This window comes from Streptomyces mobaraensis (assembly GCF_020099395.1).
Classification (GTDB): Bacteria; Actinomycetota; Actinomycetes; order Streptomycetales; family Streptomycetaceae; genus Streptomyces.
The window spans coordinates 4,979,939-5,001,658 of sequence record NZ_CP083590.1 but is presented as its reverse complement, the minus strand read 5'-3'; the positions used below and the strand labels follow the sequence as shown (position 1 = coordinate 5,001,658).

Here is a 21,720-nt window from a genome sequence, read left to right as displayed (position 1 = left end):
CGCGGCAGGCACGGGAAGGCCCCGCGCGGTCGATGCGCGCGGGGCCTTCCTCCATGCTCTCATCCCCGGGCGCCTCTACGGGCCCATGCAGGGATCAGCCGTGCCCGAACGCCTCGCCCGTCACCGTGAACTCCCGGGCCAGGCCCGTCTCGTGGAGGCGGGCGAACGGCGCGAACGGAACGCCGAGTTCCGACTTTCCCCGGTCGAAGTTCCACGCCTTGTGCACCGCGAAGCGGTAGTCGACGGCCGCCTCACCCGCCGCGTCCACCCGTACCGTGCCCGTCAGCCGGAACTCGACGCAGCGCAGGGCCAGCCACCAGTCGGGGTGTGTCCGACGGGTGATCAGCAGGTCGCGCCAGCCGCTGTCCGCCGGGTACGCGGCGGGCGTCCGCTCGCCCAACGGCCACGGGTCTTCCCCCGACCACCGTTCGCCCCCGGCCCACCGGTCGAGCGCCTCCGCGCGCCAGCGGGCAAGCTGCTCGTCGACCGCGGCCCGGACGGGCGGCAGGGCAAGCAGCTCGTCGGCGTCGATCCGGCGGACGCCGCCCGTACCGCGCACGTAGTGCCGCAGCATGCCCGCCGCCCGGCGCAGCCGCAGCGCGGACCACAGGGCCGCCAGCGCCCGGCAGGCGCCCAGCGTGAGCAGGTCGTACGGGCGTACGGGCAGCTCGGCGAAGGCGGCGTTGCGGCAGGGCGGCTCGGCTTCGGCCCAGCCGCCGTCGCGGCCCAGCGGCCGGGAGAGGTCGGTCTGGCCCATGGTTCGGACCCTAAGGGAGGGGAGGGACGGGCGCGCGCCGACCGGGTTCGGTCGGGGGACCGCCCCTCCGGGAGCTCCCGAGGCGGCCCGTGGATCAGTCGAAGATCGGCCCCACCGTCCGCGTCCGCTTGATCTCGAAGAAACCGGGCGTCGAGGCGACCAGCAGGGTGCCGTCCCAGAGCCGCGCCGCCGCCTCGCCCTTGGGGGCGGGGGTGACGACCGGGCCGAAGAAGGCGACCTCCGAGCCGTCCGGGCCGGGTACGGCGATCACCGGGGTGCCGACGTCCTCGCCGACCTTCTCGATGCCGGTCCGGTGCGAGGCGCGCAGCTCGTCGTCGTACGCGTCGGTGTCGGCGGCGTCCGCCAGCGAGGCGGGCAGGCCGGCCTCCTCCAGCGCGGCGACGAGCGTCGCGCGCTCCTGCGGGAGGGCCTGGTTGTGGAAGCGGGTGCCGATCGCGGTGTAGAGGCGGCCGAGCACCTCCTCGCCGTGCTCCTTGGCGGCGGCGACGCACACCCGCACCGGGCCCCAGGCCCGGGTCATCAGCTCGCGGTACTTCTCGTCCACCTCGTCGAGGCGGTGCTCATTGAGCACGGCCAGGCTCATCACGTGCCAGCGCACCTCGACGGGTCTGACCTTCTCGACCTCCAGCATCCAGCGGGACGTCATCCAGGCCCAGGGGCAGAGCGGGTCGAACCAGAAGTCGGCGGTGACCTTCTCGGCCTTGGTCCCGGCCTTGGTCTTGGTCTCGGTCATGCGGGGTCTCCTCGGGTCTTCGCGGGTCTCCACGGGAAGCAGGACGGTCACGGTTGCAACCACGCCGTGCGTGCCATGATTCCTGATGTTCGAAACACGTCGAAGGACTGCTTCGTACGCACGCCGAACACGAGAAGACACAGACGCCGCAGACGAGACGAGGGAGCCCCGCCGTGCCCGGTGAGAACCTGACCCGTGAGGAGGCCCGGCGACGGGCCGCGCTGCTGACCGTGGACGCCTACGAGGTGGCGCTGGACCTGCGGTCCGCGGTGGGTCCGGAGAACCCGGCGGACGGCGGCCCGCGCACCTTCCGGTCGGTCTCCACCATCCGCTTCCGCTGCGCCGAGCCGGGCGCTTCCTCCTTCGCCGACCTCGTCGCCCCCTCGGTCGCCGCCGTGACGCTCAACGGCCGCGCGCTGGACCCCGCCGAGGTCTTCGACGGCACCCGGATCACCCTGGACGGCCTGGCGGCCGAGAACGTCCTGACCGTCGACGCCCACTGCGCCTACAGCCGGACGGGCGAGGGGCTGCACCGCTTCGTCGACCCCGAGGACGGCGAGGTCTACCTCTACACGCATTACGAACCGGCCGACGCCCGCCGGGTGTTCGCCAATTTCGAACAGCCCGACCTCAAGGCCCCCTACACCTTCACCGTGACGGCCCCCGCCGAGTGGACGGTGATCAGCAACGGCGCCCAGGACGGTCCCGTGGAGCCGGCCGACGACACGGCGGCGACCTGGCGCTTCGTCCCCACGAAGCCGATCGGCACCTACATCACGGCGGTCGTCGCGGGCCCGTACCACGTCGTCCGCGACCACTACAACCACAAGCTTCCCGACGGCACCACGCTGGAGATCCCGCTCTCCGTGCTCTGCCGCAAGGGGCTGGCCCCGCACTTCGACGCGGACGAGATCCTCACCGTCACCCGGCAGGGCCTGGACTTCTTCCACGAGCACTTCGACTTCCCGTACCCCTTCGGCAAGTACGACCAGGCGTTCGTCCCGGAGTACAACATCGGCGCGATGGAGAACCCGGGCTGCGTCACCTTCCGCGAGGAGTTCATCTACCGCGGCAAGGTGACGGAGGCGGCGTACGAGCGCCGGGCCAATGTGATCCTGCACGAGATGGCGCACATGTGGTTCGGCGACCTGGTGACCATGGAGTGGTGGGACGACCTGTGGCTCAAGGAGTCGTTCGCCGACTTCATGGGCTCGTTCTCGCAGGTCGAGGCCACCCGCTACACCAGCGCCTGGGTCACCTTCGCCAACCAGCGCAAGGCGTGGGCGTACCGGGCCGACCAGCTGCCCTCCACCCACCCGGTCACGGCGGACATCCACGACCTGGAGGACGCCAAGCTCAACTTCGACGGCATCACCTACGCCAAGGGCGCGTCGGTGCTCAAGCAGCTCGTGGCCTACGCCGGGCGGGACGCCTTCCTGGAGGGCGCGCGCCGCTACTTCAAGCGCCACGCGTACGGCAACACGCGCCTGACCGACCTGCTGTCCGTCCTGGAGGAGACCTCCGGGCGCGACATGACCGCCTGGTCGCGGTCCTGGCTGCAGACCGCGGGCGTCAACTCGCTGACGCCGCAGCTGACGTACGACGCCGCCGACCGCGTCACCGAACTGGCCGTCCTCCAGGAGGCCCCGGCCGGCCACCCCGAGCTGCGTCCGCACCGGGTGGCCGTCGGCCTCTACCGCCGGCAGGCCGGCGAGCTGGTGCGCTACGCGCGCGTCGAGGTCGACGTCACCGGGCCGCGCACGGTCGTCCCCGAGCTGCGGGGCGCGGAGCGGCCCGACCTCGTCCTCGTCAACGACGACGACCTGACGTACTGCAAGATGCGTTTCGACGAGCAGTCGCTCGCCACCCTCCGCGGCCACCTGGGCGAGCTCACCGACCCGCTGGCCCGGGCCCTGTGCTGGTCCGCGCTGTGGAACCTCACCCGCGACGGGCTGATGCCTGCCCGCGACTACCTGGACCTGGTGCTGCGCTTCGCGGGCGCCGAGACCGACATCGGCGTCCTCCAGATGCTCCAGCTCTGCGCCGGCACCGCGCTCACGCACTACGCGGCGCCGGAGTGGCGCGAGCGGGGCGCCGCGGAGCTGGCCCGCGGCGCGCTGAGCGAGCTGCGGCTGGCCGAGCCGGGCAGCGGCCACCAGCTGGCCTGGGCCCGGTTCCTGGCCCGGACCGCCACCACCGAGGCCGACCTCCAGCTGCTGCGCGGGCTGCTCGACGGCACCGCCCGGATCGACGGCCTGGACGTCGACCAGGAGCTGCGCTGGTCCTTCCTGGCCGCCCTGGCCTCGGCGGGCGCGGCCGACAAGGCGATGGTCGACGCCGAACTCGCCCGCGACGACACCGCGTCCGGCCGCCGCCACCACGTCCGCTGCCTGGCCTCGCGCCCGGACCCGGAGGTCAAGGCGGAGGCGTGGGCGACCGTCGTCGAGTCCGACACGCTCTCCAACGCGCTCACCGAGGCCACCCTCGCGGGCTTCGACCAGCCGGGGCAGCGGGAGCTGTTCGCGCCGTACGTCGAGCCGTACTTCGCGGCGCTGGAGCGCGTCTGGCGGGAGCGGTCGATCGAGATCGCCATGGCGATCGTGCGCGGCCTGTTCCCGATGCTCCAGGACGACCGGCGGACCCTGGACCTCACCGACGCCTGGCTCGCGGAGCACGCCGACGCCCCGCCGGCCCTCCGCCGGCTGGTGCTGGAGGCGCGGGACGACCTGGCGCGCGCCCTGAAGGCACAGGAGTGCGACGCGGCGGCATGACCCTTCCCGATCACTTCCGCTCATCGAACTCCCGTGCATCTGCCCGGAGTTGTCCCCACTTGTCGACGAGCCTGTAACAGGGGTTAAGGAGCGGGCGCGGCGCGGGAATGGGCGGGTCATGAGCTACGAGACCCCCCTCTCCCCGCGCCCGCTCCACCACCTCTCCGACGTCCGCCACCGCGTCCTCACCTCACGGCAGCTGCGCGAGCACGGCGTTCCCTCGTCCACGGTCAACGAGCGCTGCCGCCCCGGCGGCCCCTGGCAGCAGCTGCTGCCCGGCGTCTACCTGCTCCACACCGGGCCCGCCACCAGCGAGGAGCGGCTGCACGCCGCCCTGATGTACACCCGGGCCCGCACCCAGGGCATCCCGGCCCAGGAGCCGCGCGGCGCCCAGGCCGGCGCCCCCTACGGGGAGGCGATGATCACCGGCCTGGCGGCGCTGGCCCTCTACCGCTTCACCAGCGCTCCCCCGCTGCTGCGCATCGACCACATCGACGTCCTCGTCCCCGGCACCCGGCGGCTCCGCGAGACCGGCTTCGTCCGTCCCGTGCGCACCCACACCGTCCCCCGGCCCCGGCTGGTGACCGGCGTCCCGGTCGCCCCGGTCGCCCGCGCCGTCACGGACGCCGTCACCCGCCTCACCGACCCCGACCAGATCCGCCGGCTCCTCACCGAGGCCGTCCGCGGCGGCCACTGCGAGGCGGCCCGGCTGGTCCGCGAACTCTCCCGGGCCCGGCTGCTGAACCGCTCGCACATCGTGGACGCCGTCGACGTCCTCCTCGCCGAGGGCCGCTCCCTGGCCGAGGACCGCCTCTACGCCATGGTCACCGACCACGCCCTCCCGGCCCCGCTCTGGAACGTCGAACTCCGCCTCCCCGGCGGCCCGTCCCTCGGCCCGGTCGACGCCTACTGGCCCGACCACGGCGTCGTCGTCGAGATCGACGCCCGCGCCCCCCGCCAGGAACCCGACGCCACCTGGACCCGCCAGGCCCAGAAGCGCCACCACCTCGAACACCTCGGCCTCACCGTCGTCCACCTCACCCCCCGCAAACTCCGCGAATCCCCCGACCAGCAGGCCGCCGTCATCCGCACGGCCCTGGCGACGTCGGTGGAGCGGGGGGCACGGGGGTACGTGGTGGTGCTGCCGCGGTGACGGCTCGTGGCCGGGCCGGGGCGCGCGGCCCGCGCGCCCGGCGGCGTCACCGCTTGAGCAGCAACTCCGTGTTCCGGTCCGTCGCCTCGCCCACCAGGGTGGGGTCGTTGCCCGGGGCGTTGAAGGCGAGTTCGCGGTAGAGGGCGGCGAGGCCCGTCTGGGAGAGGTCGTGGTAGTCGGTGCGGTGGGGGGCCGCGGATTCGATGAGGGTGGTGTAGAGGGAGATCGTGCCGTCGCGGTTGTCGGTGATCTCGATGACGCGGGCGAGCTGCGGGTAGTCGACGTGGGAGGCGGTGGCGATCTCCCAGAAGGTGCCGCGGGGGCGGATGCGGTTGCGGTGGCTGTGGCCGTTGATCCAGGCGAGGACGTTCTTGTGGCGCTGGAGGAGGGCGATCATCTCGTCGCCGCCGTGCCGCTGCTCGTTGGGGCGGGCGGGGTCGGGGACGGTGTTGTTCATGCTCCAGCTAGGGTGGTGGCTGAAGACCAGGGCGTACTCGTCGCGGTGCGCCTTGAGGGTGCGGTCCAGCCAGTCGAGCTGGGCGGTGCCGATGGAGCCCTGGTAGTGGCCGCCGGGGTCGGTGGAGTCGAGGCTGATGCCGACGACCCGGTCGGAGACGCGGAAGCTGTAGTAGAGGTTGCCTGAATCGAGGTTGTCCTTGGTGTAGCCGTGGCCGACCGGGCCGCGGCCGGTGTAGCGGCGGTCCAGGTGCAGGGCGACGTACTGACGCTGGGTCAGGGGCACGCGGCGGGCGTCCGGGGTGACGCTGCGGAGCTCCTTCTTGTGCTTGCGCAGCAGTTCCTCTATGCGCTTGCCCTTGGGGTCGGCGCCGTGCAACTCCCCGTCCATCAGCCACTTCGCCTCGTCGGCGGAGATGGTGTACAGCTTCTTGCCGCCCACGGCGACGTCGCTGATGAACGAGCCGGCGGCCGGGTAGCAACCGCCGGAGAGCAGGTCGTGGTTGCCGAAGGTGGAGTACCAGGGGATGTTCAGGCCGGGGCTGTTGACGCTCCTCATGGCGGCGTTGAGGTAGCCGGGGATGCGCGGGTAGCCGACGGCCTTGTCCTGGTCGCGGAGGGAGCTCTCGGGGTGCCAGTAGAGCTTGAGGCCGCTGTTCTGGACGCCCTCGTAGTGGCGCGGGTCGCCGGTGTTGGGGTTCATCCGGCCGCCGCTGAGGGCGGTGAGGAACCACTCGGCCTCGATCTTGGCGTTCTCGTCGCCGTTGTCGCCGGTGGTGATGACGAAGCGGAGCGGGGTGCCGGTGGCCGGGCCGCGGCGCAGCTTGTTGACGCGTTCGACGAGGGAGGCCACGCCGGGCAGGGTGAGCGCCTCGTGCGGGCGCCAGGCGCCCTCGCCGCCGGCGCGGAAGAACTCGTAGCGCAGCGGGTGTTGGACGTCCGTCAGGTGCAGGTCGGTGAACTGCACGAACGACGCGAGCGTGGTGCGCCGCCGGGTGCGGTCGGCGCGCGCGGGGGCCAGCTCCGTACGGACGACGCGGGGCCAGCCGGGGCCGTCGCCGAGCCGCTTGTACTTTCCGGTGCCGCGCGGGGCGGCGACGGAGGCGAGCGTGGTGCCGGCGCCCGTCGGGGCGGCCGCGGTCTCGGTGCCGGCCGCGCCACCGTCGGGGAGCGCGCCCGGGGTGTGCGGGACGGGCTCGTCGGCGGCGGCTGAACCGGCGGCGCCCAGGGCGAGGCCGGTGCCGACGGCGCCCGCGGCGGCCAGGAACCCGCGGCGGTCGAAGTGCGAGGCTGATCTGCCGGATCTGCTGTGCATGGCGGTCTCCCCGAGTGCGAACGCGAATGCGAGCGGAGGTGCAGGCGGTCTGCGGCTGCTGTCACCGAGGATCGTTGGCAGCGCGCATGACCTGGGCGTGAACAGGACGGCAACGGTCGCCGCCGATCACCTCACATCGATCTTGGCTACTGCAAGCGACATAGAGGACTCGTCCCCTGGAACGCCGGACCTCACTCAGCGTTCACCCGACGGGGAAAGCATCCCCGAAAACCCTATGGCCCCGCCGGTCCCGCTGTACTCCGTTTGCCCTGAATGGCTGAACCGTGGACCCCCGTCCCTCGTCTCTCAGGGGAACCCCCGGCGGACCCCTCGTGAACGGTTCACGGCGTCCGTCCCGCTTCCTCCCACTGTGCGTGCTGGCGGGTTTACGCCATCTTTATTTTCCCTCCCTGGCAACTCTCCCCAAAAGCCCGTCACTTCCATAAAAGTGAGCCCCCATCCGGTTCCGATATCCGGACCTGCCGTCGGCAGCCGTTCACTCACCAGCCAGGGATGTCCATGAACACCCCCACATCTCGCCACGCGTCCCGCGGCGGCGCGAGACGCGCGTCCCGAATAGCCGTCGCCGCCGCCGCGGCGGTGGCACTCGCCGCCACGGGCGCGGCACCCGCCTTCGCCGACGGGCCGCAACCGCCGGCCGCGACGCCGGCCCCGGGCCCGGTCAAGCCGGCCGGCCCCGAGCAGGACAAGCTCGGTTCGCACGGCGCGGACCTGCTCGCCAAGGCCAAGTCCGCGGGCGAGCGGACCGTCACCATGATGATCGCCACCGCCCCCGGCCAGACGGGGCAGATCGCCGGGAAGCTCGACTCCGTCCAGGGCGCCTCGGTGGGCAAGGAGTACGACAAGCTCGGCTACGTCCGGGCGACCGTCCCCACCGCCAAGGCCGACGCCGTGATCGCCGAGGCGCAGAAGCTGTCGTCGGTGCACGGCATCGACCTCAAGCAGGAGATCAAGCTTCCCGACCCGACGCCGCGCGGTGACGCGGTGGCGGGCGCCAAGGGGCCCAAGAGCCGCTCCTACCCGGCGCCCGACAAGCGGACCCCGGCCAAGAACCCGTACCAGCCGGCCTTCGAGACCGGCGCCGTGGACTTCGTCGAGGACCACCCCAAGGCCGACGGCCGGGGCGTCACCATCGGCGTCCTGGACTCCGGAGTGGACCTGGCCCACCCCGCGCTGCAGAAGACCACCACCGGCGAGCGCAAGATCGTCGACTGGGTGACGTCCACCGACCCGCTGGCGGACGACGACGGCACCTGGCTGCCGATGACGCAGGACGTGTCCGGCTCCTCGTTCTCCTTCAACGGCCGCACCTACACCGCCCCCGCGGGCTCCTACCAGGTGGCCCTGTTCCGGGAGAGCGCGACCGCGGGCGGCGACATGAAGGGCGACCTCAACCGGGACGGCGACACCACCGACTCCTGGGCCGTCCTCTACGACAAGGCCAAGGGCACCGTCCGCGTCGACCTCGACGACGACGGCGACTTCCGGAACGACGCCGAGATGAAGCCGTACAAGGACGGCTACCAGGTCGGCTACTTCGGCAAGGACGACCCGAAGACCGCCATCGCCGAGCGCATCCCGTTCGTCGTGCAGGTCCGCAAGGACGTCCCGATGGACCCGAAGGGCGGAAACTGGGCCGGCAAGAAGGCCGACTTCGTCAACATCGGCGTCATCGAGTCGGAGCACGGCACGCACGTCGCGGGCATCACCGCGGCCAACGGCCTGTTCGGCGGGAAGATGAGCGGCGCCGCCCCCGGCGCGAAGATCGTCTCCTCGCGCGCCTGCACCTGGAGCGGCGGCTGCACCAACGTCGCGCTCACCGAGGGCATGATCGACCTGGTCGTCAACCACGGCGTCGACATCGTCAACATGTCGATCGGCGGCCTGCCGGCCCTCAACGACGGCAACAACGCCCGCTCCGAGCTCTACACGCGCCTCATCGACACCTACGGCGTGCAGCTCGTCATCTCCGCGGGCAACAGCGGCCCCGGCGCCAACACCATCGGCGACCCCGGCCTCGCGGACAAGGTCCTCAGCGTCGGCGCCTCCGTCTCCAAGGAGACCTGGGCCGCCAACTACGGGTCCGAGGTCCGGACCAAGTACGCGATGATGCCGTTCTCCTCCCGCGGCCCGCGCGAGGACGGCGGCTTCGCGCCGGTCATCACCGCCCCCGGCGCGTCCATCAACACCACGCCGACCTGGGAGCCGGGCGCGCCCGTCGCCGAGTCCGGCTACGACCTGCCCCCGGGCTACGGCATGCTCCAGGGCACCTCGATGGCCTCCCCGCAGGCCGCGGGCGCCTCGGCGCTGCTGATCTCGGCCGCCAAGCAGAAGGGGATGAAGCTCACCCCCGCCGACCTGCGCACGGCCCTCACCAGCACCGCCAAGCAGATCAAGGGCTTCCAGGCGTACGAGCAGGGCTCCGGCCTGATCGACATCAACGAGGCGTGGAGCGCGCTGCGCCACAAGGCCACCGCGCACGAGTACGCCGTGAAGGCGCCGGTCTCCACGGCCCTCTCCGGCTCCCTGAAGACGCCCGGCTTCGGCACCGGCCTCTACGACCGCGAGGGCGGCCTCAAGGCGGGCCAGTCGAAGACGTACGACGTGACCGTGACCCGCACCTCCGGTCCGGACAAGGACGTCTGGCACGAGCTGAAGTGGCGCAACAACGACGGAACGTTCAAGCTGGCGAGCCGTGACGAGGTCCGGCTGCCGCTGAACAAGCCCGTCACCGTCAAGGTCACGGCGAAGCCGAAGTCGGCGGGCATCCACAGCGCGATCCTCACCGTGGACGACGACCGCACCGAGGGCATCGACAAGCAGATCATGACGACGGTCGTGGTCGCGGATCCGCTGGCCGCCCCGGCCTACCGGGTCGAGAAGCGCGGTACGGCCCAGCGCAACGCCACCACCTCGTACTTCGTGACCGTGCCCAAGGGCGCCAAGACGCTGGAGATCGCGATGAGCGGTCTGGCGAAGGACAGCCAGACCCGGTTCATCGCCATCAACTCCTACGGCGTCCCGGTCGACCCGACCACCACGACCAACTGCTACCCCAACTACAACAACCCGGCCAACGCCTGCCGCCCGGACGTGCGCTCGTACGCCAACCCGCTGCCGGGCGTCTGGGAGATCGAGGTCGAGTCGCGGCGCACCTCGCCGCTGCTGGACAACCCCTACACGGTGACCGCCACCGTGCTGGGCGCCTCCTTCGACCCGGCCGTGCAGAAGGTGAAGGAGGCGAAGGTCGGCACCCCGGCCACCGTCACCTGGAAGGCGACGAACAACTTCGCCCAGCTCGACGGCAAGCTCCAGGGCGGCCGCCTCGGCTCGTCCAAGGTCGCCCGCCAGGAGATCGCCAAGGGCCAGAAGCAGACGTCCAAGGTCACCATCGGTGAGGGCGTCACCCGCTTCGAGGCCGCCATCGGCGGCGCCGCCGACCCCAAGGCCGACCTCGACCTCACCGTCTACAAGGACGGCAAGCCGGTCGGCTCCTCCACCAGTGGCGGCTCCGACGAGCAGGTCGTCCTGACCAAGCCCGCCCCGGGCGAGTACACGGTCGAGGTCACCGGCTACGAGGTGCCCTCCGGCACCACGGCCTACGACTACCGGGACGTCTACTTCGCCCCCTCCCTGGGCGAGGTCAAGGTCCCGGCCGGCCAGTCCGTCAAGCTCGGCAACGGCCAGTCCGCCCAGGTCACGGCCGACGTCGTGGTCGCCGGCGCGGCCCCCGAGGGCCGGACGTTCTCCGGCGAGGTCCAGCTCGTCAACGAGCGCGGGACGGTCGCGGGGACCGGCAGCGTGACGATCGAGAAGGTCGTTTCCTGACCGGTCGGTGACTGATCAGACGGGGCGGGCGTCCGGTTCCGGGCGCCCGCCCTGCTCGATCTTCCGGGCGCCCGCTCCGTTCGGCGCTGGGCAGCGGGTCAGCGCAGGACACGCTTCCCAGCCAGGAGCCCCGCGATGTCCGGGACCGCGAGGACCTGAACGTTCGTGCCGTCAGCCAGCTCGTCGCGGTAGGCGGTGAGGTCGTACGGATCGGATGTGACGACGATCGCCGCGGGGTGCCGGGCCGCGACCACCACGGCCAAGGCGTCCACAGCGTCGGGACGCTTCTGCTCCGGAACCGCCGCGGTGGCCAGCAGCCGTCCCGCGCGCCGGGCATCGTCCTCCGTGTGTCCCGCGATGCAGACGCCGCAGGGTGGAGCCGGCACCGCCCGGACGCCGAAGATCACGCACTCTGGGATCACCCGACTCAGGGGTGTCCAGCGTCCCGGGCGCCACGCCTGAGCCAGGACCGGCAGTGGCACCACCGGCGGATGGCCGCCTTCGGTTTGGAGCCGGTGCAGGAGCCGGGCCGCGGAGTCCTGCCGCTCCAGAGCGATCAGCATTCCCGCGTCGTACACGAAGACGGATGTGCTCACGCAGCTTCCCGCCCGGCGGCGAGCGCCTTGGCCAGGCCGGCCCGAGCCGCGGCGAGCTCCTCAGCGGAGAATTCGGGCTCCGCGCCCTCCGGAGCGGGCATGGCCTCGGTCCGGGCGATCTCGGCGTCGATCGCGGCGAAGCGGCGGGCGACCTCCTCGTCCTCCGCCATTTGACGGCGGACGGCGGCCGTGACGTAAGCCGTCACGTCCAAGCCCATGGCCTTCGCGTGCTCCCTGAGGGCCTCCCTGAGATCGGGGTCCATGCTGATGCTGAATCGCTCCTTGGGCGCCATGTACGTGAGCGTAGCACCGCGTGTTACGGCTGTCCGGGGATTGATACGCCGCCCAATGAATTGGACTTCCGGGCCCCCCACTCCCGCATGATGGAACCGCGCCTACCGGTCCCACCGTCGTCCGGCAGAGACGCATATGTCCTAGACGAGCAATGGGAGCCCCCCTGTGAGAGTCGGAATCGTCGGAGCCACCGGACAGGTCGGCGGAGTCATGCGCAAGATCCTCGCCGAGCGCGACTTCCCGGTGACGGAGCTGCGCCTGTTCGCCTCGGCGCGGTCCGCCGGGTCCACGATCGCCTGGCAGGGCACGGACGTCACCGTCGAGGACGCGGCCACGGCCGACTACACCGGGCTGGACATCGTCCTCTTCTCGGCCGGCGGCGCCACCTCCAAGGCGCTCGCGGAGAAGGTCGCCGGGCAGGGCGCCGTCGTGATCGACAACTCGTCCGCCTGGCGCCGCGACCCCCAGGTGCCGCTCGTCGTCTCCGAGGTCAACCCGCACGCCGTCGCCGACCGGCCCAAGGGCATCATCGCCAACCCGAACTGCACCACCATGGCCGCCATGCCGGCCCTGAAGGTGCTGCACCGCGAGGCCGGGCTGCGCAGCCTCGTCGCCACCACCTACCAGGCCGTCTCCGGCTCCGGCCTGGCCGGCGTCGCCGAGCTCGACGGGCAGCTGCGCAAGGTCGCCGACCACGCCACCGAGCTGACGCACGACGGCGAGGCCGTCGAGTTCCCCGAGCCCGGCGTCTACAAGCGGCCCATCGCCTTCAACGTGCTGCCGATGGCCGGCTCGATCGTGGACGACGGCCTGTTCGAGACCGACGAGGAGCAGAAGCTCCGCCACGAGTCCCGCAAGATCCTGGAGATCCCCGACCTCAAGGTCTCCGGCACCTGCGTCCGCGTCCCGGTCTTCACCGGCCACTCGGTGCAGGTCAACGCCTCCTTCGACGGCCCGCTGAGCGTCGAGCGCGCCTACGGGCTGCTCGCCGACGCCCCGGGCGTCGAGCTGTCCGAGATCCCGACGCCGCTCCAGGCGGCGGGCAAGGACGTCACCTACGTCGGCCGCGTGCGCGTCGACGAGACGGTCGAGCACGGTCTGGCCTTCTTCGTCGTCGGCGACAACCTGCGCAAGGGCGCGGCGCTGAACGCGGTACAGATCGCGGAGCTGGTGGCCGCGGAGCTGCGCGGCTGAGCTGCTTCGGGCGATACGGCGGGGCGGGGTCCTTCGGGCCCCGCCCTTCGCCGTTCCGGGGCCGGGGCGGGGCAGGCGCGGGCCCGGCGGGCTTATTCGGGCCGCGATGTCCGACCCCCGTGGGAGAGTTCCGTTCATGAACCGGATAGCCAGAGGCGAACATCTGACCGTCCCGGCCGAGCCGTTGCACGCCGCGGTCACCTGGACCGCCGTGCCCGCACTCCCCGACGCCGGGGCCCTCACCGTCGCCGCCCTGCTCCTCGACGCGCGCGGAACGCTCCGCGCGGACGCCGACCTCGTCTCCTCCCAGCACGCCGGGCACCCCTCCGGGGCCGTGCACCACCTGGGCACCTCGGAGGGCGAGGCGGGCCTGGTGGCCGAGTGGCTGGTGATCGACCCCGCGCGGATCGAGCCGGACGTGACACGGATCGTCGTGGCCGCCGCCACGAAGGGCCGCGCCCTCGGCCGCGTCCCCGGCCTCGGCCTGGCCGTCACGACGGCCGGGGGCACCCCGGTCGCCCATGTCGCCGTCGAGGACGGGGTGCGGTTCGACGACGCGGACGGGCGGGGCGGGCCGGGCGGCATCGGCGCCTCCGACGAGCTCGGCGGTCCCGGCGGACGGGACGGCCGGGACGGCGTGGACTCCGGGGCGACCGCCGTGGCGACCGCCACCGCGGCCGTCCTCGGCGAGTTCCGCCGGTACGACGACGACGGCGGCGGCAGCGGCTGGCGGTTCGCGGCCGTCCTCCGGGGTTACGCCTCCGGCCTCGGCGGCGTGGTCGAGGCGCACCGCGCGGGGGCGGGGGCGGGGGGCGACGCGACGTACGGGGACGGCGTCGGTCCCGGGGACACCCTCGGGGGTGGTCTCGGGGGTGATGTGGCGTATGCGGCGCACGCGGACGGTGGCCACCGGGCGGGAGCGGAGCCGTACCCCGTGGTGGCCGATCACGCGTTCAACGGGGAGGCGGGGAGCCTCGTGCCGGGTCCGGGGGCCTACGCGCCCGAGGCGGGCGGGCCCTTGCCGGGAGCGGGCGATCTGTCGGCCGGGTCCGGGGACGGTAACGGCGCGGTGGTGCCGGAAGGCTCGGGCGGCCACGCGCTCGGCGCCGCACCGTCAGAGCCGGCGGACGCACGCTCCTACGCCTTCGAGCTGAGCGGTTCGTCGTCCGATGCCGGGGGCGGTACGGGCGCGCAGGCGCCTGCGGGCATGGGCGGGCCCGCGCCCGAAGTCGTACCGCCGCACGAACCGCCGTACCCGGTGGACGCGGGGGCCTACGTACCCGGGACGGGCGGTTCGCCGTCCGGTGCCGCCGGGGCGGACACCCTCGGGTACCGGGGGCACGGCGTCGACGCTTCCGTTCCCGGTGCTCCGGCACGTGTACCGGAGATTCCCGCCTACCCTCCGCACGTGCCCGGTCCGGGGCTTCACTCGGGCGCCGCGGCCGGTCAGGAAGCGCCCGTTCCGAGCGCTCCCGGTGACGTCGTTCCCGGTGGCGTCCCCCTCGGTGATGCCGCCCCGGGTGATACCGCCTCCGCGTACGGGGCCGGCACGGCGGTGCCGCCCGAGCCCGTCTTGAGGCCGCCCGTCCCCGGGAGCGGTCTCGGCTCGCTGCTCGCCGACGCGCCGACCGTCGGCCTCGCCGTCGTCGGTTCGCCCGCGCGGGAGACGGCCGAGACGGCGACGCCGGTGGAGGGGCCGGGCGTGGCGGAGCAGGGCGCGGCGGACCCGGCCGAGGAACGGGCCGTGGTCGGGCGGATCACGAACCGCCCGGTCCCGTCCGAGCCCGGCACCGAGGACTCGGCGTCGGAAGCGTCGGCGCGGGCCCAGGCACCGGCGACCGACTCCCCGTCCGCCGGCCTGCCCTTCACCGCCGGCCCGGCCGACGACACGGCGCTCGGCGGCGCTCCGGGCCACGCCGGCGGGCCTGCCCCCGTTCCGCCCGCGAACGCCGCCCCCGCCTCGAAAGCCACCCCCGCCGTCCCCGTCACCGACGCGACTCCGGCCTCCGAACCCGTCGTCATCACCGACGTCACCCCGGCCTCGGAAGCCGTCCCACTCACGGACGTCACTCCAGCCTCGGAAGCCGTCCCCCTCACCGACGTCACCCCGGCCACCGAGGCCACCCCCCTCGCCGAAGGCCCCCTGACAACCGCCACCCCCGCCTTCATCCCCTGGGAGCAGACCGGCACCGGCGACGAGGACGTCGTCCCCGATGGGCCGCTGCCCGACGGGCCCGTGCTGGTCGAGTTCGCCAGTCCCGGTGGTCCGGCGGCGGTGGAGGTCGTGGAGTCGGTGGAGACGGCCGACGGGGAGCGGCGGACGGCCAGCCCGCTGCTGTCCGGGACGGGCCGATTCCGCGGGCGGGCCGTGTTCACGCCGCGGGCCGGCCGGCCGCCGACCCTGCGGGTGGCGGCGCGGCGGCAGTGGAGCCTGACGTTCCTGCCGCTCGACGAGGCGCGCACCCTGGAGCCGGACGGCACGCTCCAGGGCACCGGCCCGGACGTGCTGCGCTACTCCGGACCCGCCGCCGACCTGCGGGTCAACCACACGGGCGGCCGGGCCGACCGCGGCAGCCTCACGCTCCGCGCCGTCTACCCCGAGGGCGACCCGGCCGACCGGGACGGCGCCGACGTGCTCGCCCAGGGCCGGGGAGCGCTGATCGACGTGACGCCCGTCGCCGGCCCCTGCCTGCTCCTCGTCGATGCCGACGGCCCCTGGTCGCTCGCCGCCCTGCCCTCCGCCGTGCCCGAGCCGGACGCCGCGGACGCCGGCGGGGTGCTCGCCGAGTACGCGGGACAGGGCCGGAACCTGGAGGTCGTCGAGATCACCCACCCGTGCCCCGGCTCGCCGGTGATCCTGGAGTACGACCTGGAGGGCTCCGACTTCTTCGCGGTCACCGAGATCGATCCGTACGGCGACACGCGCGAGCTGATAGCGAAGGACGAGGGGTTCCAGGGCCGCCGCCTCCTCTTCACCGGGCTCACGGAGGGCGAGACGGCCACCCGGCTGGAGCTCGGCGCCCTCACGCGCTGGCGCTTCCGCCTCCTCCCGCTCTCCGCCGCCCGCCCGCTGACCGACGAAGCGCTGTCGGAGGGGGTCACCGGCGCCGGCTGTGACGTCCTCGTCCACCACGGCCCGCCCGCGGCGCTCACCCTGACCTCGGCGGAAGCGGGGCCCGTGCACGTCACCAGCCTGGAGCCCGGCGGACTGGCCCGCGTCCGGGTGACCCGCGCGCACACCCCGCGCCCGGCGCACGGCCCGCTGCGCGCGCGGCCCGGCGCGCCCACGTACGTCCTCGTGACGGCGGCGGGCGACCAGTCCTGGAAGCTGACGCTCCGCCCGCCGGAGGAGATCCGGTCGTTCGCCACCGCGATCGGCGGCCACGGCCATGACGTCGTCCGCTGGACCGGCGCGCCCGGGCCCGTCCGGTTCGACTACGACTTCGACGACGGCGAGCCGCTCCTCGACGAGATCCCCCGGCCGGAGCTGTGGGCGCTCGACGAGCACCTGGCGCCGCTGTACCGGGTGGCCGCCGGGATCGGCGTCCACCACGTCCCGGCGGGCTGCCTCCAGGTCCGCGCGCACCGGGCCTGGCGGCTCACGGCGGGCGGGGCGCACGGCAGTCCACGGCAGGCGCCTGACGCCGCCTCCGTGGAAGGATGGCCGGGAACGTCATGACACGCGTGATGCGAAGGAGATGCCCAGGTGCCAGGCACGAATCTGACCCGCGAAGAGGCCGAGCGGCGGGCCACGCTGCTGACGGTGGAGGCGTACGAGATCGACCTCGACCTCTCCGGCGCGCAGGAGGGCGGGACGTTCCGCTCGGAGACGGTCGTGCGGTTCGACTCCGCCGAGGCCGGCGCCGAGACGTTCATCGACCTGGTGGCCCCGACCGTGCACGAGGTCGTACTCAACGGCGAGGCGCTGGACCCGGCCGTGGTCTTCGCGGACAGCCGGATCACCCTGCCGTCGCTGCACGGCGGGGAGAACGAGCTGCGCGTCGTCGCCGACTGCGCGTACACCAACACGGGTGAGGGCCTGCACCGGTTCGTGGACCCGGTGGACGACCAGGCGTACCTGTACACGCAGTTCGAGGTGCCGGACGCCCGCCGCGTCTTCGCGTCGTTCGAACAGCCGGACCTGAAGGCGACGTTCCGGTTCACCGTGAAGGCCCCCGAGGGCTGGACGGTCATCTCCAACTCGCCCACGCCGGAGGCCCCGGCGGACCGGATCTGGCGCTTCGAGCCGACCCCGCGGATCTCCACGTACATCACCGCGCTGATCGCCGGCCCGTACCACAGCGTGCACAGCACCTACGAGAAGGACGGCCGGACGGTCCCGCTGGGCATCTACTGCCGGCCGTCGCTCGCCGAGTACCTGGACGCGGACGCCATCTTCGACGTCACGCGGCAGGGCTTCGACTGGTTCCAGGAGAAGTTCGACTACCACTACCCCTTCGCCAAGTACGACCAGCTGTTCGTGCCGGAGTTCAACGCCGGCGCGATGGAGAACGCGGGCGCGGTCACCATCCGCGACCAGTACGTCTTCCGGTCGAAGGTGACGGACGCGGCGTACGAGGTGCGGGCCGAGACGATCCTGCACGAGCTGGCCCACATGTGGTTCGGCGACCTCGTCACCATGAAGTGGTGGAACGACCTCTGGCTGAACGAGTCGTTCGCCACCTACACGTCGGTCGCCTGCCAGGCCGCCGCCCCCGGCTCCAAGTGGCCCCACTCCTGGACCACCTTCGCCAACTCCATGAAGACCTGGGCCTACCGGCAGGACCAGCTGCCCTCGACTCACCCGATCATGGCCGAGATCCGCGACCTGGACGACGTCCTCGTCAACTTCGACGGCATCACCTACGCCAAGGGCGCCTCGGTGCTCAAGCAGCTGGTGGCGTACGTCGGCGAGGACAAGTTCTTCCAGGGCGTGCAGGCGTACTTCAAGACCCACGCCTACGGCAACACCCGCCTGTCCGACCTGCTCGGCGCCCTGGAGCTGATGAGCGGCCGTGACCTGAAGACCTGGTCGAAGGCGTGGCTGGAGACGGCCGGCATCAACGTCCTGCGCCCCGAGATCACCGTGGACGGCAACGGCGTCATCACCTCCTTCGCCGTCCGCCAGGAGGCCACCCCGCTGCCCGAGGGCGCGCAGGGCGAGCCGACGCTGCGCCCGCACCGGATCGCGATCGGCGCGTACGACCTCAAGGACGGCAAGCTGGTCCGCACCGAGCGGATCGAGCTGGACGTCGACGGCGAGCTCACCGTGGTCCCGGCCCTCGTCGGGCAGCGGCGCCCGGCCGTCGTCCTGCTCAACGACGACGACCTGTCGTACGCGAAGGTGCGCCTCGACGAGGAGTCGCTGCGCGCCGTCACCGCCCACCTCGGCGACTTCGCCGAGTCGCTGCCGCGCGCCCTGTGCTGGGCCTCCGCCTGGGACATGACCCGCGACGGCGAGATGGCCACCCGCGACTACCTGGAGCTGGTGCTCTCGGGCATCGCCAAGGAGTCGGACATCGGCGTCGTCCAGTCGCTCCAGCGGCAGGTCAAGCTGGCCCTCGACCTGTACGCGGCGCCGGACTGGCGTGAGACCGGGCTCCGGAAGTGGACGGACGCGGCGCTCGAACAGCTCCGCGCGGCCGAGCCCAGCAGCGACCACCAGCTGGCCTGGGCCCGCGCGTTCGCCGCCACCGCCCGCACCGACGAGCACCTGGACTTCCTCGCCGGCCTGCTGGAGGGCACCGAGCTCGTCGCCGGCCTCGCCGTCGACACCGACCTGCGCTGGGACCTGCTCACCCGCCTCGCCGCCACCGGCCGCGCCGACGAGAAGGCCATCGCGGCCGAGCTCGACCGCGACCGCACCTCGGCCGGCGAGCAGCACGCGGCCGCGGCCCGCTCGGCCCGCCCGACCGTGGAGGCCAAGGCGGAGGCGTGGGCGTCGGTCGTCGAGTCCGACCAGCTCACCAACGCCGTCCAGGAAGCCGTGATCAGCGGCTTCGTCGTCGCCGACCAGCGCGAGCTGCTGGCGCCCTACGCGGCGAAGTACTTCTCCGTCGTCAAGGGCATCTGGGAGACCCGCAGCCACGAGGTCGCCCAGCAGATCGCCGTCGGCCTCTACCCCGCGCTCCAGATCTCCCGGGAGACCCTGGACGCGACGGACGCCTGGCTCGCCTCCGCGAACCCGAGCGCGGGCCTGCGCCGGCTCGTCCTGGAGTCCCGCGCGGGCGTCGAGCGGGCCCTGAAGGCCCAGGCGGCGGACGCGGCGGCGGCCGCCTGACCGGCGCGGCCCTAGGGTGCTCGGATGTTCGAAGAAACGGAGACGACCGAGCTCCCCAGGGCCGCCCTCCCCGCCGGGGGCACCACGGCCCTCCTGTACGACGCCGTGCTCGTGCTCGTCCGGAAACGGACGCGCCGCCGCGTCCCGTTCGAGGCCGTCGAGCGCGTCGACGGGCCGGGGCCGGACGGCCACACCCTGCGGATCGAGCTCACCTCGCCCCACGCCGGGGGCGAGGTCATCACACTGCGGAGCGACGACGCGGAGGCCCTCGCGGCCTTCGACACCGCCCTCGCGTCGTCCCTCCCGCCCCGGCTGCCGCACCAGGCGCGGCGGGACGGCCGGCGGCTGACGAGCGTGGAGCGGATCGGCCTCGCGCCGGCGCGCGAGGTGCAGGCGGCGGGGCGGAGCCTGACGCTCCGGATCCTGGCCGCCCTCTACGTGCTCGCCCTCCCCGTCGTCTTCCTGGCCTCGGAAGACCTCGGCCGCTCCCTCGCCTCCTTCGACGCCGTCGGCGACTGGCTCCGCGCGGGCGTGTTCCTGCTGCCGGGCCTGGTACTCGCCCGCCTGACGGCGTCCAACGCATACACCGCCTGCCTCATGCGCCTCCGGAGCGCCACCGCCACCGGCACCCTCACCGACGTCCACCGAGGCGACGACGCCGGCGACCCCGATCAACCGGTCGTGTACCACTACACGTTCACGGACCGGGAGGGGACCGACCACCACCACGAGAGCCACGGCTGGCCCCTGTCCGCGGACGGGCGGACGACCCCGATCCGCTACGACCCTCGGTCGCCGGACCGGAGTTACACCCCCGCCGACCGGATCGGCTTCCCGGCACAAGCCGCCGTAGGAGCCATCGGCCTGGTCCTGCTCGGGCTCGGCCTGTACTTCGCGGCGCCTACCGCGCTTGAGGCAGCGCGGGTGATGCAGGAGGACTGGTGAGGCCCGGCAAGGCACCCCTGGCCTGAGGGCCTCGAACGCCCTACTGTGAGCGCTGTGACGGACGAGTCGGCCATAGCCGTTCCTCCCCCCTTGGTGCTGCGCGGCCGGGGCACCCGTGTGCAACTGGACCGGCAGGGCGTGCTGCTGGACCGCCAGGGCGCCCGCACCACCATCCCGCCGGCCGCCGTCGAGCGCGTACAGGCCGCCGGACTCGGAGGCCGCACCCTGCGGATCGTCCTCACCTCGCCGAGCGGCGACGGCGGCCGGACGTACTCCGTACGGTGCCGCAGCGCGGCGGCGGTACGGGCCTTCGCGGCGGGCTTCGAGGCCGCGCTGCCGCTCCGGGACCGGGAGGCGCGACGGATCGACGGGCGCTCCCTCGTCCACACGGCCCCGGTCCCCATGGCCGGATGGCGGCCGATCTCCCGCACGGCGCGGATCACGTGGGCGTCGGTGGCACTCTACGCGGCGGGGCTCACGTACATCGTCGCGGCCGCACGGGAACCGGCCTTCCTTGTCGTCCTCTGGACGATCGCTCCGATGGCCCTCGCACCATCCCTGATCTGTCTGGAGGCGATCGGTGGTTTCGCCCTCGAATGCTGGGGGCTGTGGGTCCGCGGGGTGACGGTCGTCGCCGACCTGACGGACACCAGGCGCGGAACGCAGGGATCCATTCGCTACACGTACCGGTACCGGGACGCCGATGGCGTCCAGCGCATTCATGCCAGCAACGACGCACCCTGGCCGGCGGATTCCAAGGCCGCGGAGCTCACCTACGACGCGGCGCACCCGAACCGCATCAGAGTCCGGAAATCCAGGCGCCACGCGGTCATGCTGGGCACCTTCGTCTCACTCGGCCTGGCGGTGTTCGGGGGGATGGCCGTTCTCGGCCTCTGCTGCGCCGTGTTCGCTCTGGTCGGCCCGTTGCTGTAGCACCGGCGCGGGCCCGACGGGCGAGCTGCCCCCCGACGGCCCGCAGAACGGTACGCCAAACGCCGGGCGGGCCACGCTGGGCTCGTCCGGCGTTCGCGCCACGACGCGAAGGCGCGCGAGGCGCACCACGAGCGCACCCTCACCGGGCGCGCCCCCCGCAAAGGCTTAGCGCGACGTCCGCGGGTAGTGCGTGTCGTGCGTGCGCACGTTGTCCGAGTTGCGCGCCAGCACCATCGTCAGGCCGGCGATCACGAGGAAGAGCACGATCGGCGCGGCGACGTAGAGGCCGAGCGTGTTGATCACGCTGAGGCCGGGGCCCGGGTCGTCGCCGTCGTCGCGGGTGAGCGCGAACGCGGGGGACGACATCAGCAGCATCAGCAGCGTGCCGGCGGACACGACCCCGGCGCGCTTGGCGTTCATCTT

The 21,720-nt window shown here is 72.9% G+C and carries 14 protein-coding genes; 8 read left to right on the top strand and 6 right to left on the bottom strand.

Annotation, left to right across the window (positions count from 1 at the left end; genetic code table 11):
* Positions 1-94: 94 nt before the first annotated feature.
* Entirely contained in the window at positions 95-757 is a 663-nt protein-coding gene (locus K7I03_RS21825; RefSeq protein ID WP_185944950.1) for a hypothetical protein, read from the bottom strand.
* Positions 758-851: 94 nt separating this feature from the next.
* Positions 852-1,511 carry a mycothiol-dependent nitroreductase Rv2466c family protein gene (locus tag K7I03_RS21820; RefSeq protein ID WP_185944949.1) on the bottom strand — a complete coding sequence of 220 codons (660 nt, stop codon included), beginning with the start codon at positions 1,509-1,511 and terminating at the stop codon, positions 852-854.
* 173 nt (positions 1,512-1,684) lie between these two features.
* On the opposite strand from K7I03_RS21820, the gene pepN (K7I03_RS21815) reads away from it, so the two are divergent.
* Positions 1,685-4,282, top strand: coding sequence for an aminopeptidase N (gene pepN / locus K7I03_RS21815; protein ID WP_185944948.1), 2,598 nt, complete (start codon positions 1,685-1,687; stop codon positions 4,280-4,282).
* Positions 4,283-4,400: 118 nt separating this feature from the next.
* Entirely contained in the window at positions 4,401-5,435 is a 1,035-nt protein-coding gene (locus tag K7I03_RS21810; RefSeq protein ID WP_185944947.1) for a hypothetical protein, read from the top strand.
* 46 nt (positions 5,436-5,481) lie between these two features.
* Here K7I03_RS21810 and K7I03_RS21805 read toward each other — a convergent pair whose 3' ends face one another.
* Positions 5,482-7,206, bottom strand: coding sequence for a TIGR03767 family metallophosphoesterase (locus tag K7I03_RS21805; RefSeq protein WP_185944946.1), 1,725 nt, complete (start codon positions 7,204-7,206; stop codon positions 5,482-5,484).
* A gap of 519 nt (positions 7,207-7,725) precedes the next feature.
* Between K7I03_RS21805 and K7I03_RS21800 the strand changes: the two genes are divergently transcribed.
* The gene (locus K7I03_RS21800) at positions 7,726-11,055 is read left to right on the top strand and encodes a S8 family serine peptidase (RefSeq protein ID WP_398857684.1); all 3,330 of its coding nucleotides are present in this window, start codon (positions 7,726-7,728) and stop codon (positions 11,053-11,055) included.
* A gap of 98 nt (positions 11,056-11,153) precedes the next feature.
* Here K7I03_RS21800 and K7I03_RS21795 read toward each other — a convergent pair whose 3' ends face one another.
* Both K7I03_RS21795 and K7I03_RS21790 read right to left on the bottom strand, forming a co-directional pair.
* Positions 11,154-11,651: a hypothetical protein gene (locus K7I03_RS21795; protein ID WP_185944944.1), complete on the bottom strand. Its 498-nt coding sequence runs from the start codon at positions 11,649-11,651 to the stop codon at positions 11,154-11,156.
* Entirely contained in the window at positions 11,648-11,944 is a 297-nt protein-coding gene (locus K7I03_RS21790) for a hypothetical protein (RefSeq protein WP_185944943.1), read from the bottom strand. The genes K7I03_RS21795 and K7I03_RS21790 overlap by 4 nt, the downstream gene beginning before the upstream one ends.
* 166 nt (positions 11,945-12,110) lie before the next feature.
* Between K7I03_RS21790 and K7I03_RS21785 the strand changes: the two genes are divergently transcribed.
* The 5 genes from K7I03_RS21785 (at position 12,111) to K7I03_RS21765 (ending at position 21,297) form a co-directional block, all read left to right on the top strand.
* Entirely contained in the window at positions 12,111-13,139 is a 1,029-nt protein-coding gene (locus K7I03_RS21785) for an aspartate-semialdehyde dehydrogenase (protein ID WP_185944942.1), read from the top strand.
* A gap of 136 nt (positions 13,140-13,275) precedes the next feature.
* A complete protein-coding gene (locus K7I03_RS33875; RefSeq protein WP_185944941.1) occupies positions 13,276-16,818 on the top strand; it encodes a TerD family protein in 3,543 nt (1,180 codons plus the stop codon).
* A gap of 27 nt (positions 16,819-16,845) precedes the next feature.
* Positions 16,846-19,419: an aminopeptidase N gene (gene pepN / locus K7I03_RS21775; protein ID WP_185944940.1), complete on the top strand. Its 2,574-nt coding sequence runs from the start codon at positions 16,846-16,848 to the stop codon at positions 19,417-19,419.
* 24 nt (positions 19,420-19,443) lie between these two features.
* Complete coding sequence (locus K7I03_RS21770; RefSeq protein ID WP_185944939.1) at positions 19,444-20,364, top strand: DUF3592 domain-containing protein; 921 nt, start codon at positions 19,444-19,446, stop codon at positions 20,362-20,364.
* A gap of 54 nt (positions 20,365-20,418) precedes the next feature.
* On the top strand, positions 20,419-21,297 hold the full coding sequence (locus tag K7I03_RS21765; protein WP_185944938.1) for a hypothetical protein: 879 nt from the start codon (positions 20,419-20,421) through the stop codon (positions 21,295-21,297).
* A gap of 165 nt (positions 21,298-21,462) precedes the next feature.
* Here K7I03_RS21765 and K7I03_RS21760 read toward each other — a convergent pair whose 3' ends face one another.
* A complete protein-coding gene (locus K7I03_RS21760; RefSeq protein ID WP_004952961.1) occupies positions 21,463-21,717 on the bottom strand; it encodes a hypothetical protein in 255 nt (84 codons plus the stop codon).
* Between the last annotated feature and the right edge of the window lie 3 nt (positions 21,718-21,720).